The organism is Streptococcus nidrosiense, assembly GCF_042140045.1.
Taxonomy (GTDB): Bacteria; Bacillota; Bacilli; order Lactobacillales; family Streptococcaceae; genus Streptococcus; species Streptococcus nidrosiense.
The window spans coordinates 1127461-1141153 of sequence record NZ_CP152419.1; the positions used below are offsets into that span (position 1 = coordinate 1127461).

Here is a 13693-nt window from a genome sequence, read left to right on the forward strand (position 1 = left end):
TAGAATGAAAACAATTCAGATTGCCATTGATGGACCAGCATCCAGTGGGAAGAGTACAGTAGCTAAGATTATCGCTAAGGACTTTGGATATACCTACTTGGATACAGGTGCCATGTATCGTGCTGCGACTTACATCGCTTTGAACAACCAAGTAAGTCCAGAAGAGTCTTCTCGACTTCTTGAATTATTGGAACAATATCCGATTAGCTTTGGTCGTGCTGAAACAGGAGAACAGCTTGTTTTTGTTGGAGATGTTGATGTGACAAATCCAATTCGAGAAAATGAAGTAACTAATGCTGTATCTGCTTTTGCAGCCATTCCAGCTATTCGTGAAAAATTGGTAGCCCTTCAACAAGAAATTGCCCAACAAGGTGGAATCGTCATGGATGGTCGAGATATTGGTACAGTGGTCTTGCCTAAGGCTGAATTGAAGATTTTTCTTGTTGCTTCAGTGGATGAACGTGCAGAACGACGTTATAAGGAAAATCTTTCAAAGGGGATCGAAACAGATTTGGAAACTTTGAAAGAAGAGATTGCTGCGCGTGATTATAAAGATAGTCATCGTGAAACCTCTCCTCTTAAGCAGGCTGATGATGCAATCTATTTGGACACAACAGGGCTAAGTATTTTAGAAGTTGTCGAAAAAATTAAATCAGAAGCAGTCAAACATTTTTAATTGAAATTTTAACCGATTTACCACGATAGTGGTGAGTCGGTTTTTTAGCAATTTGTCAAATTTTTAATTTTAAGGTATAATAGTCTTTGTTAACGAAAATTTGACAATCAAACCATCATGAAAATAGAAGGAGATAAAATGAACAATCTACCAAATTGCCCAAAATGTAATTCAGAATATGTCTATGAAGACGGAGCCTTGCTAGTCTGCCCAGAGTGTGCTTATGAATGGAATCCTGCTGAGCAAGCTGAGGTTGAAGAAGGCATTGTTGCCATCGATGCTAATGGAAATAAATTGGCTGACGGTGATACAGTAACCTTGATCAAAGACCTTAAGGTAAAAGGTGCTCCAAAAGACCTTAAGCAAGGGACACGTGTTAAAAACATCCGTATTGTTGAAGGTGACCACAACATCGATTGTAAGATTGATGGATTTGGTGCTATGAAATTAAAATCAGAATTTGTTAAAAAGATCTAATCATGACTGCTTGGAATAAAATAATTTTTTTCAGTCGCTCTTTCATGTTTTTCGCAGCATTTACAGGCGTCTATCTGGAAATTACCAAACGTGGTGGTTTAGGGATGTTGCTTTACTATACAGTCCTTTCCAACCTTTTGGTTGTCATTTTTACAGGTTATCTTTTGTTAAAGATGCGACGTGAGGGTGACCATTGGCAAAGTTCAAGTCTTTTGCGACTCAAGGGTGGTGTCACTATGAGTATTATGATTACTTGTGTCATCTATCATTTCATGCTAGCTCCCTTGACGACAGATTTTTACCGTTTGGAAAATTTCCTTTGTCATTATATCGTACCTCTCTGGTTTTTAGCAGATACAATTATTTTTGATAAGAGTCGTCAATATAAGTGGTTTGATCCCATGCTTTGGACCAGCCTTCCTTTGTTTTATATGATTTTTGCCATCTTAAACGGTTTTGTTCTAAAGATGGATGTCCCTAACGCTAAGGATAGTCCCTTCCCTTATTTCTTTTTGAATGCTACCAAACATGGTTGGGGCTTTGTCTTTAGATGGGCAGCTACTATCTTTGTTGCCTATATGGTTTCAGGATATCTGTTTTATCTTGTTAAAAACATTAAAAAATCTAAGAAATAAGAGTACCTTATATGGGTACTTTTTTAATGATTGAGATAATTGTACCCGGACAAATCGATTTTTTTTATCTTGTACTTGAGTCATTTCTACCTTAAAATAAAATTGTAGCTACCAATACAACTATTGAGGAAGAGAAAATGACTGAAAATCGTTATGAATTAAATAAAAATTTGGCACAGATGCTTAAAGGTGGCGTCATCATGGATGTTCAAAACCCTGAACAAGCAAGAATTGCAGAGGCTGCAGGTGCGGCAGCTGTTATGGCCTTGGAGCGAATCCCAGCTGATATTCGTGCAGCTGGTGGTGTCTCTCGTATGAGCGATCCAAAGATGATCAAGGAAATCCAAGACGCAGTCAGCATTCCAGTTATGGCCAAGGTTCGAATTGGGCATTTTGTTGAAGCACAGATCTTAGAAGCCATCGAGATTGACTATATCGATGAGAGTGAGGTGCTATCTCCAGCTGACGATCGTTTCCATGTGGATAAGAAAGAATTCCAAGTTCCTTTTGTTTGCGGTGCTAAAGATCTAGGAGAAGCCTTGCGTCGTATCGCTGAAGGAGCATCGATGATCCGTACAAAAGGGGAACCTGGAACAGGAGACATCGTTCAGGCAGTCCGCCATATGCGTATGATGAATCAAGAAATCCGTCGCATTCAAAATCTACGTGAAGATGAACTCTATGTCGCAGCAAAAGAACTCCAAGTACCTGTAGAATTAGTTCAATACGTTCACGAACATGGAAAACTACCAGTCGTGAACTTTGCGGCTGGAGGGGTTGCAACACCTGCAGATGCTGCTCTTATGATGCAGCTAGGTGCAGAAGGTGTCTTTGTTGGTTCAGGGATTTTCAAATCAGGTGATCCTGTTAAACGTGCAGCAGCAATTGTCAAGGCAGTTACAAACTATCAGAATCCTCAAATTTTAGCTCAAATCTCTGAAGACTTAGGAGAAGCCATGGTTGGTATCAATGAGAATGAAATCCAAATTCTCATGGCTGAGCGAGGAAAATAGATGAAAATCGGAATATTGGCCTTGCAAGGTGCCTTTGTAGAACACGAGAAAATGCTTGCTCAACTAGGAGTTGAAAGTATTGAACTGCGAAACCTAGAAGATTTTCAGCAGCATCAGAGTACTCTGTCAGGATTGATTTTACCTGGCGGTGAGTCAACAGCTATGGGAAAACTCCTACGTGACCAGCAGATGCTACTTCCTCTAAGAGAAGCTATTCTCAATGGCTTACCAGTCTTTGGAACTTGTGCCGGTTTGATTTTGCTAGCGAGTCAAATCACTTCTCAAGAGGAAAGTCATCTGGCGACTATGGATATAGTAGTTGAGCGCAATGCCTATGGACGTCAGCTAGGAAGCTTTTATACCGAAGCAGAATGTAAGGGTGTTGGCAAAATTCCCATGACCTTTATCCGTGGACCTATTATTAGTGAAGTTGGTAAGGGTGTTGATGTTCTGGCAGTAGTGAATCATCAAATCGTTGCTGCTCAAGAAAAGAATATGCTAGTGACCTCCTTTCATCCTGAATTGACAAATGATCTTCGCTTGCATCAATACTTTATCAACATGTGCAAATAAAAATAGGTCGGGATTTTCCCGGCCTATTTTTACATGTAATAAACAATGGCAATGTATTGGAGAGCAGAAGCTGCTAGGATGAAGAGATGCCAGATCATGTGGAAGTATGGTTTCTTCTTAGCGTAAAATCCAGCACCAACTGTATAGCAAAGACCACCTGATACCATAAGAGTCCAAAAGATTGGATTTGTTTGACTGATGATTGCTGGTAGGATAGCCACAACTAACCAACCCATGATTAAGTAGAGAATTAGACTAAATTTTTCATTGACTTTTTTGGCAAAGATTTTATAAAGAATACCAAAAATAGTTGTTCCCCACTGGATAGCAATAATCAGGTAACCAAACAAGTTATTCATCAAGGTCAAAACGACAGGAGTATAAGAACCTGCAATCGCAACATAAATCATGGAATGGTCGATAATGCGCAAGACATACTTATGAGTGGAACCATAAGCCATAGAATGATAGATGGTCGATGAAAGGAACATGAGAAAGAGGCTAATAACGAAAATCGACACACCAATCGATGATAAAAATCCATGAGCTTCATAACTATATGTCGATGAGATAGGGAGCAAAATCAGCATGATAAGTGCCCCTACAGCATGGGTGACACTGTTTGCTATTTCTTCTCCAAAACTAAGGCGTTTACTGAGTTTAAAACTAGTATTCATTTGTTTCCTCCTCTTCATTTTCTGTATAGACTAGTGCTAGTGTTTGATGATAAAGTTTGACCGTTTGACAGCTTGCTTGAATGATTGGATTAGCTGGGTCTAGGTCTTCATTCATATAGTCCACAAAAGCATTGTAAAGTTCTTGTGAGTTAGTCTCTGTGTGTAGGGTGTTTAGGGTTTGAGCAATTTCCTGGATTGAAAAAACAGACTTGAGCGTTGTGATAGCAATCAATCGGGCGATTTGTTTGCGTTGGTATTTTTTCTTTTCAGGTTTGGTGATATAGCCGTGTTTGACATAGTTGTTCACCATTGATGCAGTTAAACCTTTCTCTTTAGCAAGAGAAATAGGGGAACAAACTTTATTTACATAAAGTAGGACCTGATCCAAATAGAGATCAATGTTTGGAATTTCGTCCCATTCTGGGTAGGAAAAAGTAGATTTCATTTCCAACTCCTGTTTATCTAGTTTTGATAACTAGATTATAAAATAATAGAAATAAAAAGTCAAGTTTTAACTGCTTGTAGAAAGCCTTAAATTATGCTATGATGAGAGAAACTAGTCAGAAAAGAGGAGATAAGATGGAAATTCGTTTAGCCTTTCCAAACGAAGTAGATGCAATTATGCAGGTGATTGAGGAAGCTAAAAAAAGCTTGGCGGAAGCTGGTAGCACCCAATGGCAAAATGGTTACCCAAATGCCGACACGATCATCGAAGATATTATCTCAGGTCAGGCTTATGTAGCCCTGGAAGAAGGAGAACTCTTAGCTTATGCAGCAGTAACCAAGAGTCCAGAAAAAGCCTATGAAGCCATTTATGATGGAAGCTGGGAAGGAAGAGAGTCAGAGTATCTAGTTTTTCACCGTATTGCTGTCGCTAGTGATGTGCAAGGGCAAGGTGTTGCCCAGACCTTCTTGGAAGGCTTGATTGAAGGCTTTGATTACTTGGATTTTCGTTCAGATACGCACGCTAAGAATAAAGCTATGCAACATATTTTTGAGAAGCTAGGTTTTAAACAAGTTGGTAAAGTTCCAGTAGATGGGGAACGTTTGGCCTATCAAAAATTAAAATCGAATGTCTAAAAAGTATGCAAAGATGTTATACAAGTCTCCGATTGGAACCTTATCTCTGGTGGCAGATGATCACTATCTGTTTGGGATATGGGTTGAAGCACAGAGCCATTTTGAGCGAGGTTTGTCGCTAGGTAATCTAGTTGAGGTGGAAAGTCATCCCATTTTAAATCAAATTGCTAGCTGTTTAGATGCTTATTTTAAAGGACAAAATCAAGATTTGTCTCAGTTACCTTTGGCTCCTATCGGTAGTGACTTCGAAAAAAGAGTTTGGAACTACTTGCGGGAAATTCCTTTAGGCCAGACTGTTACCTATGGACAAATAGCTAAGGACTTGCAAGTAGCTTCTGCCCAAGCAATCGGAGGAGCAGTAGGTCGCAATCCCTGGTCTATTCTTGTCCCCTGTCACCGTGTGCTAGGTGCTGGAGGACGTCTAACAGGCTATGCTTCAGGAATTGACAAGAAGGCCTGGCTCTTAAAGCATGAAGGTGCAGCATTTCAAGAGAATAAAGAACAGAAAGAAAAGAAAATGTTAGAATTTATCGAATACCCAAAATGTACAACTTGTAAGAAAGCGAAAAAGGAGTTAGATCAACTCGGGCTAGAGTATAAAGATGTTCATATTGTAGAAGAAACTCCGAGTGAAGAGGTCATTTTAAATTGGCTTGAAACTTCAGGATTTGAGTTGAAGCAATTTTTCAATACCAGTGGAATTAAATACCGTGAACTGGGCTTAAAAGATAAGGTTGGGACTTTATCCAAAAAAGAAGCAGCCAAACTCTTGGCCAGTGATGGTATGTTATTAAAACGTCCAATATTAGTGGAGAATGGTGTTGTTAAACAAATTGGCTATCGTAAAACCTACGACAACTTGGATTTGAAATAGTTTTTTTCTATCTCCTTGATAGGTAAAATATATAACCTTACACTTTTAAAGTATGATAAACTAGTAGGTAGACAAAGTCTCTTCTGCACGTAGCAAATATTTTAAATCTAGGCAGAAGTATGATAGAATGATTCATTATCAGGAGAGGATGTTTCTATGAATGTTACAACACTTTTAGCATCAGATTGGTACCAAAACTTGATGCAGTATATTCCAGACGGTAAACTATTTAGTTTTCGTTCTGTCTTTGATGGGATTCCAAGAATTGTACAACAATTGCCAACAACATTGATGTTGACAGTATTTGGTGCTTTTTTTGGTATCATCTTGGCTTTGGTTTTTGCTATTGTAAAAATTAATCGCGTTAGAATTCTTTATCCATTACAAGCATTCTTTGTTAGTTTCTTAAAAGGGACACCAATCCTAGTGCAGCTGATGTTGACTTACTATGGAATTCCTCTAGCATTAAAAGCGTTGAATCAACAATGGGGAACTGCTTTTAATATCAATGCGATTCCGGCTGCAGCTTTTGCCATTGTAGCTTTTGCCTTTAACGAAGCAGCTTACGCTAGTGAAACTATCCGTGCCGCTATTCTTTCTGTTAATCCTGGAGAGATTGAAGCTGCTCGTAGTCTTGGAATGACACGTGCACAAGTTTATCGTCGAGTCATTATTCCAAATGCAGCGGTAGTAGCGACTCCAACCTTGATTAACTCCCTAATCGGTTTGACTAAGGGGACTTCCCTAGCCTTTAGTGCGGGTGTTGTAGAAGTCTTTGCCCAAGCTCAGATTTTGGGCGGTGCCGACTACCGTTACTTCGAACGTTTCATCTCAGTTGCCCTTGTATACTGGGTGGTAAATATCGCTATTGAAAATCTTGGTCGCTTTATTGAGAGAAAAATGGCAATCGAAGCACCAGATAATGTGAAAACAGATGTGAAAGGAGACCTTCGCTAATGATTAAGATTTCAAATTTAAGCAAATCCTTTTCAGGTCAAACCGTCTTGGATCATCTGAATTTAGATATTCAAAAAGGGGAAGTAGTGGCTTTGATTGGTTCATCAGGAGCGGGGAAGTCAACCTTTCTTCGTAGCCTAAATTATCTGGAAACACCTGATAGTGGAAGCATTCAGATTGATGATTTCAAAGTTGATTTTTCTCAAATTACTCAAGATGAAATCTTGACTCTCCGCCGCAAGTTATCTATGGTATTCCAACAGTTCAACTTATTTGAACGTAGAACAGCTCTAGACAATGTCAAGGAAGGTTTGGTAGTTGTCAAGAAATTATCCGACGAAGAAGCAACTAAGATTGCTAAAGAAGAGCTGGCTAAGGTTGGTCTTTCAGATCGTCAACAGCACTATCCTCGCCACTTATCAGGTGGGCAAAAACAACGGGTAGCTTTGGCGCGTGCTTTGGCCATGAAGCCAGCAATCTTGCTCTTGGATGAACCTACTTCAGCCCTTGATCCAGAATTAGTTGGTGAGGTAGAACGATCTATTGCTAATGCTGCCAAATCAGGTCAAACTATGATTTTGGTCAGTCACGATATGTCCTTTGTTTCTCAAGTAGCTGATAAGGTTTTATTCTTGGATAAAGGAAAGATTATTGAGTCTGGAACACCAGATGAGATTATCAATCATCCTAAAGAAGAACGAACAAAAGAATTCTTTGCTAGTTACAAACGGACCTATATTTGATATAATAGAAGATAAGAAAGACTCAGTTGGCTAGGCTAACTGGGTTTGCTCTTTAAAATTAATAGAAACGAGAGAGAGCATGCTAGTTCAGCTATTTGCTTTGTATTTAGAGAGTTTAGTGTTGACAATTCTACTGGTCTTGATTATTTTGGGACTCTGGATTGGACTTAGAGCTCTGTCTGGGGTTGACAAAACTGCTAAAGCACGTCAAGCCCATCTCTACGATATGATTATGATTGGAGTTTTAACAATTCCAGTATTGTCATTTGCAACCATGAGCATCTTGTTGGTTCTCAAGGCTTAATAGTTGTAAAATGGGATTTAATTCGTTAGAATAAAAATAGTTACAACAAGAAAGAAGGAAAGAGAATGTACGATACGATTATTATCGGTGCAGGTCCTGCTGGGATGACTGCAGCCTTGTATGCAGCACGCAGTAATCTGAAAGTGGCTTTGATTGAAGGAGGCCTTCCAGGAGGTCAGATGAATAATACTTCTGACATTGAAAACTATCCAGGTTATGCCAATATCAGTGGCCCAGAATTGGCTGAAAAAATGTTTGAACCTCTTGAAAATCTAGGTGTTGAGCATCTCTATGGCTTCGTTGAAAATGTTGAGGACCATGGCGAATTCAAAAAAGTCGTAACTGACGACCAAGTTTATGAAACGCGCACAGTTATCGTAGCGACTGGTTCTAAACATCGTCTCTTAGGTGTTCCAGGTGAAGAAGAACTCAATAGCCGTGGTGTTTCTTACTGTGCGGTTTGTGATGGAGCCTTTTTCCGCGACCAAGATTTGTTGGTCGTAGGTGGAGGTGACTCCGCAGTTGAAGAGGCTATCTTCTTAACACGGTTTGCAAAATCTGTTACCATTGTTCACCGTCGGGATGAACTACGTGCCCAAAAGGTCTTGCAAGATCGTGCTTTTGCCAATGAAAAAATCAACTTCATTTGGGATTCGGTTGTCAAAGAAATCAAGGGTGAAAACCGTGTTGAGTCGGTTGCCATTGAAAATGTTAAAACAGGACAAGTGACAGAACAAGCCTTTGGTGGTGTCTTCATCTATGTTGGTTTAGACCCTGTTAGTGACTTTGTCCAAGAGTTGCAGATTCGAGACCAAGCAGGTTGGATTGTGACAGATGACCACATGAAGACAAGTGTTGCAGGTATTTTTGCTGTTGGTGATGTTCGTCAAAAAGACCTTCGTCAAGTCACAACTGCAGTTGGAGATGGCGCTATTGCAGGTCAAGAAGCTTATAAATATATTACTGAACATAGTTAAAAAGGCGGTGGGACAGAAATCGATAGACAAAGTCTCGATTTCGTAGTCCCAGCCCGCGGGTATGATTAGAACTTTTTGGAGTTTAAAAGACGAACAAAAAGTTCAATCAGCTACCGCGTCAAAGTTTGATTGCTAATAAAAAGTGAGGTCGGGATCTTTTGTCCCAACCTCACTTTTTATTAGAGTCGATTTCTAAAGACTTCGTACATGAGAATGGCAGCAGCAACACTGGCATTGAGGCTCTGTACGTGACCATTCATAGGAATGGTGATCATCTCGTCTACTTGTTTCTTGATGTTGCTTGAGATACCTTTGCCTTCATTTCCGATGATGAGGGCGACTTTACCACTTGTATTCCATTTGTGGCAAGGAGTTCCGTTCATATCAGTACCAAATGTCCAGAAGCCTTCATCCTTGAGTTTGTCCAAGGTTTGGCTGAGATTGGTAACGCGGGCAATGGGAACGTGTTCAATCGCACCTGTTGCTGTTTTTGCTACGACAGGAGTAACACCGACAGCTCGATGTTTGGGAATGATGACACCTGAAACATTAGTTGCATCCGCTGTTCTCAAGATAGAACCGAGATTATGTGGGTCCGTTAAACCATCAAGGATTAGTAGTAGTGGGTTTTCTTCCTGGCGTGTTTTAGCAAGAATTTGCTCAAGTTCAGTATAGGCAAATTCAGAAACGCGCAAGACAAAACCTTGGTGAACAGCTCCTTCAGTCATCTCAGAAAGTGATTTTTTAGAAGTCCAAGAAATGGATACTTTCTTTTCAGTAGCCAATTCCTTAACTTTTTCTACATTCTTTCCTCGTAAATCTTCCTGAAGGTAGAGTTTGTTTCCAGTATTTGCTAAAAGAGCTTCTGTGACGGCATGAACGCCATAGACAATATCGTTTGTTTTCATATCTTCATTATAACACAAAATCCCGTCTTGCAACGGGATTTTCTTTATTCAAGAATGAGCAGGCCATCTTTAACTTCAAATGGGTCTTTTTCATTGATACGATCATAGAACATAATGCCATTTAAGTGGTCAATTTCATGTTGAACTACAATAGAGTTATAGCCCTTAAGTTTGATGCGGTGCTTTTCTCCATCCTTATCAAAATAGTCAACGGTTACTCGAGCGTGGCGGATAACATAGCCTGGAACAGCACGGTCAACAGACAAGCAACCTTCTCCCTCGCCTAGAGCAGCGTCTTGGACTGAGTGGGATACAATTTTCGGATTGTACATGACAGCCTGTAAATCATAGGCTTCTTGAGGAGTTTCACCTTCCTCAGTGATATTTGGTACCAGTACGGCGATGATGCGTTTTGAGATGTCGAGCTGCGGTGCAGCAAGTCCAACTCCTCCACGTAGACCTAATTTTTCAGCCATAACAGGATCTTGCGAGTGTTTCAAAAATTGCATCATTTTTTCTCCAAGAATGATATCTTGATCACTCAAAGGGAAACTGACTTCCTCGGCAACAGCACGAAGAGTAGGGTTCCCTTCTCGGATAATATCTTTCATATCGATTAAATGAGCAGCTTTGGTAATTCGTTCTATAGCAGACATATTCTTTCCTTTCCTTCTATTACAATTACATGATAACACAAAACAGATGAGAAAGAAAGTCACAGAAGTTGCTAAAAAATAATATAATAAAAGGAAATACCTATTTGTCTGTGGTATAATAGAGTAAGAAAATAGACTTTAAAATCATGGGAGAAAAATGATGGAACAACGTAGTAGAAAAAGAAAAAATGGTCCCGTTTTACAAGCTATTAGACATTCCGTTCGGTTTTTCAGGAACTATAAGCAGTGGAATAATCGCACTTTTATTGTGGTCTTGTTAGCTTCGGTAGCTGTCTCGATGATGCTTACTTTATTAGTGGAAGGAGCTCGAGGGATTTCTTTAAGCAGTAGTGATCCAAGTTCCGCACACCAAGAGTCAAGTTCTCAGGCAAAGAATGCAGAGACGGAACAAGAAACGAGTGCGCGTATCATGGCAAATGGTGATTTGCTCTATCATGACATTATCTACATTTCAGCCAAAAAATCAGACGGCACCTATGATTTCCATGAAAATTTTGAGTATGTAAAACCCTGGCTGAAGCAAGCTGACTTAGTCATTGGTGATTTTGAAGGAACTGTAAATAAAGACCACTATCTTGCAGGATACCCCTTGTTCAATGCACCTGGTGAAGTTATGGATGCTATAAAAGATGCAGGCTATCAAGTGCTAGATTTGGCTCACAATCATATCTTGGATTCTCAGATTGAGGGAGTGATTTCAACTGCAGATGCTATTGAAAAGGCAGGAATGACACCGGTCGGGGTCTATACCCATGAATCACGAGATAAGGCTCCTTTAGTTATCAAGGAAGTTAATGGTATTAAAGTTGCTATTTTAGCTTATTCCTATGGTTTTAACGGCATTGAACAAAGCATTTCACAAGAGGATTATAATCGTTATCTTTCAGACTTAGACGAAGATAAAATGAAGGCTGAAATTGAACGAGCAGAGAAGGAGGCAGATATTACAATTATCATGCCTCAGATGGGAGTTGAGTATCAAATTGAGCCGACTGAGGAGCAAAAGAAACTTTACCATAAAATGATTGATTGGGGAGCTGATATTATCTTTGGTGGTCACCCTCACGTTGTTGAACCAGCTGAAACGGTTGAAAAAGACGGTGATAAAAAGCTTATCATCTACTCTATGGGGAATTTTATCTCAAATCAACGGATTGAAACCATGCAGGATGTTGAAAATGCCAAGTGGACGGAACGTGGAGTCCTCATGGATGTAACCATTAAGAAGAAATCCGGTAAAACAACTATCGAGACGGCCCAAGCTCATCCAAGTTGGGTGAGTCGTACTCCAAAGGGAGGCTATTCTCCAGAAGGCTACCCACTCTATCTTTACCAAACCTATATCTTGGAAGATTTTATAGAGGGCGGGAAATACCGAAGTCAGTTAGACGAGGCCACCAAGGAACGGATTGATACAGCCTATAAAGAAATGAACGAGCATGTAGGTTTGAAGTGGTAGTGACATTAAAAGAGGAGCAAGATGGATATTAAGATAATAGCGACAGATATGGACGGTACTTTGTTGGATCCTCAAGGACAACTGGACCTACCTCGACTAGAGAAAATTTTAGATCAGTTAGATCAACGTGGCGTTCGTTTTGTCATTGCAACTGGAAATGAAGTTCATCGAATGCGACAATTACTGGGACATCTAGCAGATAGAGTAGTTCTCGTGGTTGCTAATGGCGCTCGTATATTCGAAAATGATCAATTGATTCAAGCTCAGACTTGGGATGATGCTATGGTTGATAGAGCTTTAGCTCATTTTAAAGGCAGAGAGTGCCAGGATCAGTTTGTTGTAACAGGTATGAATGGTGGATTTGTCAAGGAAGGCACTGTTTTTACAGAACTTGATAAATTTATGACTTCAGAGATGATAGAGAAATTCTATCAACGAATGCACTTTGTTGATGAATTTGATTCCAGTCTCTTTGGAGGTGTCCTCAAGATGAGTATGGTTGTTGGAGAAGAACGATCAGATGTGGTTTTACAGGAAATCAATGACTTGTTTGATGGTCATGTTCGAGCTGTTTCGAGTGGCTACGGCTGTATTGATATCTTACAAGATGGGATTCATAAGGCATGGGGCTTAAAAGAATTACTCAAACGTTGGGACTTGAAACCTGAACAAATTATGGCCTTTGGTGATAGTGAAAATGATATCGAAATGTTAGAGTTAGCAGGTGTTTCTTATGCGATGGAAAATGCAGAGGAGACTGTCAAAGAAGTAGCCACCAAAATAGCGCCAGCTAACAGTCAGGCAGGTGTTTACCAAGTTTTAGAAAACTGGCTAGAAGAAGGAGAATAACTTGGCAGTACAATTATTAGAGAATTGGCTCTTAAAAGAGCAAGAGAAAATTCAAACCAAGTATCGTGAACTTAATCAAATCTCGGTAATTGAACCAGATATCATTTTTATCGGGGATTCCATTATTGAATATTATCCCTTGCAAGAATTATTGGAAACGTCAAAAACCATTGTGAATCGAGGGATTCGAGGCTACCAGACGGGACTTTTACGAGAAAATCTTGATACTCATCTTTATGGCGATGCAGTGGATCAAATTGTACTTTTGATTGGGACAAATGACATTGGAAAAGATGTTCCAATGAATGAAGCGCTAAACAATCTTGAGAGCGTGATTCAAACCATTTCTCGCGACTATCCACTGTCACAGATAAAGCTAGTTTCCATTTTGCCGGTCAATGAGAGTACGGACTTCAAGCAGACAGTTTATATTCGTACCAATGAGAAAATCAAGGCCTGGAACCAAGCCTATCAAGATCTTGCCTCTGCCTATATGCAGGTTGACTTTGTGCCTGTTTTCGAGAACCTACTCGATCAGGAAGGACAACTCAAGGAAGACTACACAACGGATGGGCTTCACCTCAGCGTTTCTGGTTATCAAGCTTTATCAAATATTTTAAGAAAATATATATTTTAGGATCAGTCTTTATCAGATATCTATCTTGTAATCAGTAATTTTACAAAAATAAAATTTACTCTAAACATTTGAATTGAATAAAAAAATATTTAATTTAAATGTTTAGAGCTTTTTATATAGAAAACATCATTGGATGAAGGTGATATGTAGATATAAAAGTTGTAATAATACGATTGG

18 protein-coding genes and 1 pseudogene are annotated in these 13693 nt (G+C 39.6%); 15 read left to right on the top strand and 4 right to left on the bottom strand.

What is annotated here, in order from left to right; translation table 11 throughout:
- Positions 1–4: 4 nt before the first annotated feature.
- The 5 genes from cmk (at position 5) to pdxT (ending at position 3374) form a co-directional block, all read left to right on the top strand.
- Positions 5–676: a (d)CMP kinase gene (cmk, locus tag AAFQ93_RS05340; RefSeq protein ID WP_045762908.1), complete on the top strand. Its 672-nt coding sequence runs from the start codon at positions 5–7 to the stop codon at positions 674–676.
- Between the two features lie 138 nt (positions 677–814).
- Positions 815–1153 carry a zinc ribbon domain-containing protein YjdM gene (locus AAFQ93_RS05345; protein WP_375554867.1) on the top strand — a complete coding sequence of 113 codons (339 nt, stop codon included), beginning with the start codon at positions 815–817 and terminating at the stop codon, positions 1151–1153.
- A 2-nt stretch (positions 1154–1155) separates the two neighbouring features.
- Positions 1156–1788, top strand: a complete 633-nt coding sequence (locus AAFQ93_RS05350) for a Pr6Pr family membrane protein (protein ID WP_375554868.1) — start codon at positions 1156–1158, stop codon at positions 1786–1788.
- A gap of 137 nt (positions 1789–1925) precedes the next feature.
- Positions 1926–2801: a pyridoxal 5'-phosphate synthase lyase subunit PdxS gene (gene pdxS / locus AAFQ93_RS05355; protein ID WP_223339211.1), complete on the top strand. Its 876-nt coding sequence runs from the start codon at positions 1926–1928 to the stop codon at positions 2799–2801.
- Positions 2802–3374, top strand: a complete 573-nt coding sequence (gene pdxT, locus AAFQ93_RS05360; RefSeq protein WP_375554869.1) for a pyridoxal 5'-phosphate synthase glutaminase subunit PdxT — start codon at positions 2802–2804, stop codon at positions 3372–3374.
- A gap of 29 nt (positions 3375–3403) precedes the next feature.
- On the opposite strand, the gene AAFQ93_RS05365 is transcribed toward pdxT, so the two are convergent.
- Together AAFQ93_RS05365 and AAFQ93_RS05370 are read right to left on the bottom strand one after the other, a co-directional pair.
- Entirely contained in the window at positions 3404–4051 is a 648-nt protein-coding gene (locus AAFQ93_RS05365; protein WP_375554870.1) for a hemolysin III family protein, read from the bottom strand.
- Positions 4041–4496, bottom strand: coding sequence for a DUF1836 domain-containing protein (locus AAFQ93_RS05370; protein WP_045762912.1), 456 nt, complete (start codon positions 4494–4496; stop codon positions 4041–4043). The genes AAFQ93_RS05365 and AAFQ93_RS05370 overlap by 11 nt, the downstream gene beginning before the upstream one ends.
- 134 nt (positions 4497–4630) lie before the next feature.
- Between AAFQ93_RS05370 and AAFQ93_RS05375 the strand changes: the two genes are divergently transcribed.
- The 7 genes and pseudogenes from AAFQ93_RS05375 (at position 4631) to trxB (ending at position 8986) form a co-directional block, all read left to right on the top strand.
- Positions 4631–5131, top strand: a complete 501-nt coding sequence (locus AAFQ93_RS05375) for a GNAT family N-acetyltransferase (RefSeq protein WP_375554871.1) — start codon at positions 4631–4633, stop codon at positions 5129–5131.
- A pseudogene (locus AAFQ93_RS05380) lies at positions 5124–5633 on the top strand (methylated-DNA--[protein]-cysteine S-methyltransferase); the annotation flags it as partial. The gene AAFQ93_RS05375 and the pseudogene AAFQ93_RS05380, both read left to right, overlap by 8 nt.
- A 15-nt stretch (positions 5634–5648) precedes the next feature.
- Positions 5649–6005 (top strand): Spx/MgsR family RNA polymerase-binding regulatory protein, encoded by a 357-nt coding sequence (locus AAFQ93_RS05385; protein ID WP_375555776.1) that lies wholly within the window; start codon positions 5649–5651, stop codon positions 6003–6005.
- A gap of 156 nt (positions 6006–6161) precedes the next feature.
- Positions 6162–6962: an amino acid ABC transporter permease gene (locus tag AAFQ93_RS05390; RefSeq protein ID WP_045762916.1), complete on the top strand. Its 801-nt coding sequence runs from the start codon at positions 6162–6164 to the stop codon at positions 6960–6962.
- Positions 6962–7705, top strand: a complete 744-nt coding sequence (locus tag AAFQ93_RS05395; protein ID WP_045762917.1) for an amino acid ABC transporter ATP-binding protein — start codon at positions 6962–6964, stop codon at positions 7703–7705. Before AAFQ93_RS05390 ends, AAFQ93_RS05395 begins: the two co-directional genes overlap by 1 nt.
- A 79-nt stretch (positions 7706–7784) precedes the next feature.
- On the top strand, positions 7785–8009 hold the full coding sequence (locus AAFQ93_RS05400) for a DUF4059 family protein (RefSeq protein ID WP_000960970.1): 225 nt from the start codon (positions 7785–7787) through the stop codon (positions 8007–8009).
- Positions 8010–8074: 65 nt separating this feature from the next.
- Positions 8075–8986 carry a thioredoxin-disulfide reductase gene (gene trxB, locus AAFQ93_RS05405; protein ID WP_045762918.1) on the top strand — a complete coding sequence of 304 codons (912 nt, stop codon included), beginning with the start codon at positions 8075–8077 and terminating at the stop codon, positions 8984–8986.
- Positions 8987–9165: 179 nt separating this feature from the next.
- Here the strand turns inward: trxB and rlmB are convergent, their stop codons facing one another.
- Both rlmB and def read right to left on the bottom strand, forming a co-directional pair.
- Complete coding sequence (gene rlmB, locus AAFQ93_RS05410; protein WP_248034622.1) at positions 9166–9894, bottom strand: 23S rRNA (guanosine(2251)-2'-O)-methyltransferase RlmB; 729 nt, start codon at positions 9892–9894, stop codon at positions 9166–9168.
- Positions 9895–9938: 44 nt separating this feature from the next.
- Complete coding sequence (gene def / locus AAFQ93_RS05415; RefSeq protein WP_001272935.1) at positions 9939–10550, bottom strand: peptide deformylase; 612 nt, start codon at positions 10548–10550, stop codon at positions 9939–9941.
- Between the two features lie 160 nt (positions 10551–10710).
- On the opposite strand from def, the gene AAFQ93_RS05420 reads away from it, so the two are divergent.
- Genes AAFQ93_RS05420 through AAFQ93_RS05430 form a run of 3 tightly spaced genes read left to right on the top strand, consistent with a single transcriptional unit; the run spans position 10711 to position 13516 of the window.
- Positions 10711–12030: a CapA family protein gene (locus AAFQ93_RS05420; RefSeq protein ID WP_375554872.1), complete on the top strand. Its 1320-nt coding sequence runs from the start codon at positions 10711–10713 to the stop codon at positions 12028–12030.
- Positions 12031–12051: 21 nt separating this feature from the next.
- Complete coding sequence (locus tag AAFQ93_RS05425) at positions 12052–12879, top strand: HAD family hydrolase (RefSeq protein WP_375554873.1); 828 nt, start codon at positions 12052–12054, stop codon at positions 12877–12879.
- 1 nt (position 12880) lies between these two features.
- The gene (locus tag AAFQ93_RS05430; RefSeq protein ID WP_375554874.1) at positions 12881–13516 is read left to right on the top strand and encodes an SGNH/GDSL hydrolase family protein; all 636 of its coding nucleotides are present in this window, start codon (positions 12881–12883) and stop codon (positions 13514–13516) included.
- Positions 13517–13693: the final 177 nt, after the last annotated feature.

Coding starts and splice junctions, on each gene's coding strand:
- cmk (WP_045762908.1), top strand. CDS start 5: ATGAAAACAATTCAGATTGCCATTGATGGACCAGCATCCAGTGGGAAG.
- AAFQ93_RS05345 (WP_375554867.1), top strand. CDS start 815: ATGAACAATCTACCAAATTGCCCAAAATGTAATTCAGAATATGTCTAT.
- AAFQ93_RS05350 (WP_375554868.1), top strand. CDS start 1,156: ATGACTGCTTGGAATAAAATAATTTTTTTCAGTCGCTCTTTCATGTTT.
- pdxS (WP_223339211.1), top strand. CDS start 1,926: ATGACTGAAAATCGTTATGAATTAAATAAAAATTTGGCACAGATGCTT.
- pdxT (WP_375554869.1), top strand. CDS start 2,802: ATGAAAATCGGAATATTGGCCTTGCAAGGTGCCTTTGTAGAACACGAG.
- AAFQ93_RS05365 (WP_375554870.1), bottom strand. CDS start 4,051: ATGAATACTAGTTTTAAACTCAGTAAACGCCTTAGTTTTGGAGAAGAA.
- AAFQ93_RS05370 (WP_045762912.1), bottom strand. CDS start 4,496: ATGAAATCTACTTTTTCCTACCCAGAATGGGACGAAATTCCAAACATT.
- AAFQ93_RS05375 (WP_375554871.1), top strand. CDS start 4,631: ATGGAAATTCGTTTAGCCTTTCCAAACGAAGTAGATGCAATTATGCAG.
- AAFQ93_RS05385 (WP_375555776.1), top strand. CDS start 5,649: ATGTTAGAATTTATCGAATACCCAAAATGTACAACTTGTAAGAAAGCG.
- AAFQ93_RS05390 (WP_045762916.1), top strand. CDS start 6,162: ATGAATGTTACAACACTTTTAGCATCAGATTGGTACCAAAACTTGATG.
- AAFQ93_RS05395 (WP_045762917.1), top strand. CDS start 6,962: ATGATTAAGATTTCAAATTTAAGCAAATCCTTTTCAGGTCAAACCGTC.
- AAFQ93_RS05400 (WP_000960970.1), top strand. CDS start 7,785: ATGCTAGTTCAGCTATTTGCTTTGTATTTAGAGAGTTTAGTGTTGACA.
- trxB (WP_045762918.1), top strand. CDS start 8,075: ATGTACGATACGATTATTATCGGTGCAGGTCCTGCTGGGATGACTGCA.
- rlmB (WP_248034622.1), bottom strand. CDS start 9,894: ATGAAAACAAACGATATTGTCTATGGCGTTCATGCCGTCACAGAAGCT.
- def (WP_001272935.1), bottom strand. CDS start 10,550: ATGTCTGCTATAGAACGAATTACCAAAGCTGCTCATTTAATCGATATG.
- AAFQ93_RS05420 (WP_375554872.1), top strand. CDS start 10,711: ATGGAACAACGTAGTAGAAAAAGAAAAAATGGTCCCGTTTTACAAGCT.
- AAFQ93_RS05425 (WP_375554873.1), top strand. CDS start 12,052: ATGGATATTAAGATAATAGCGACAGATATGGACGGTACTTTGTTGGAT.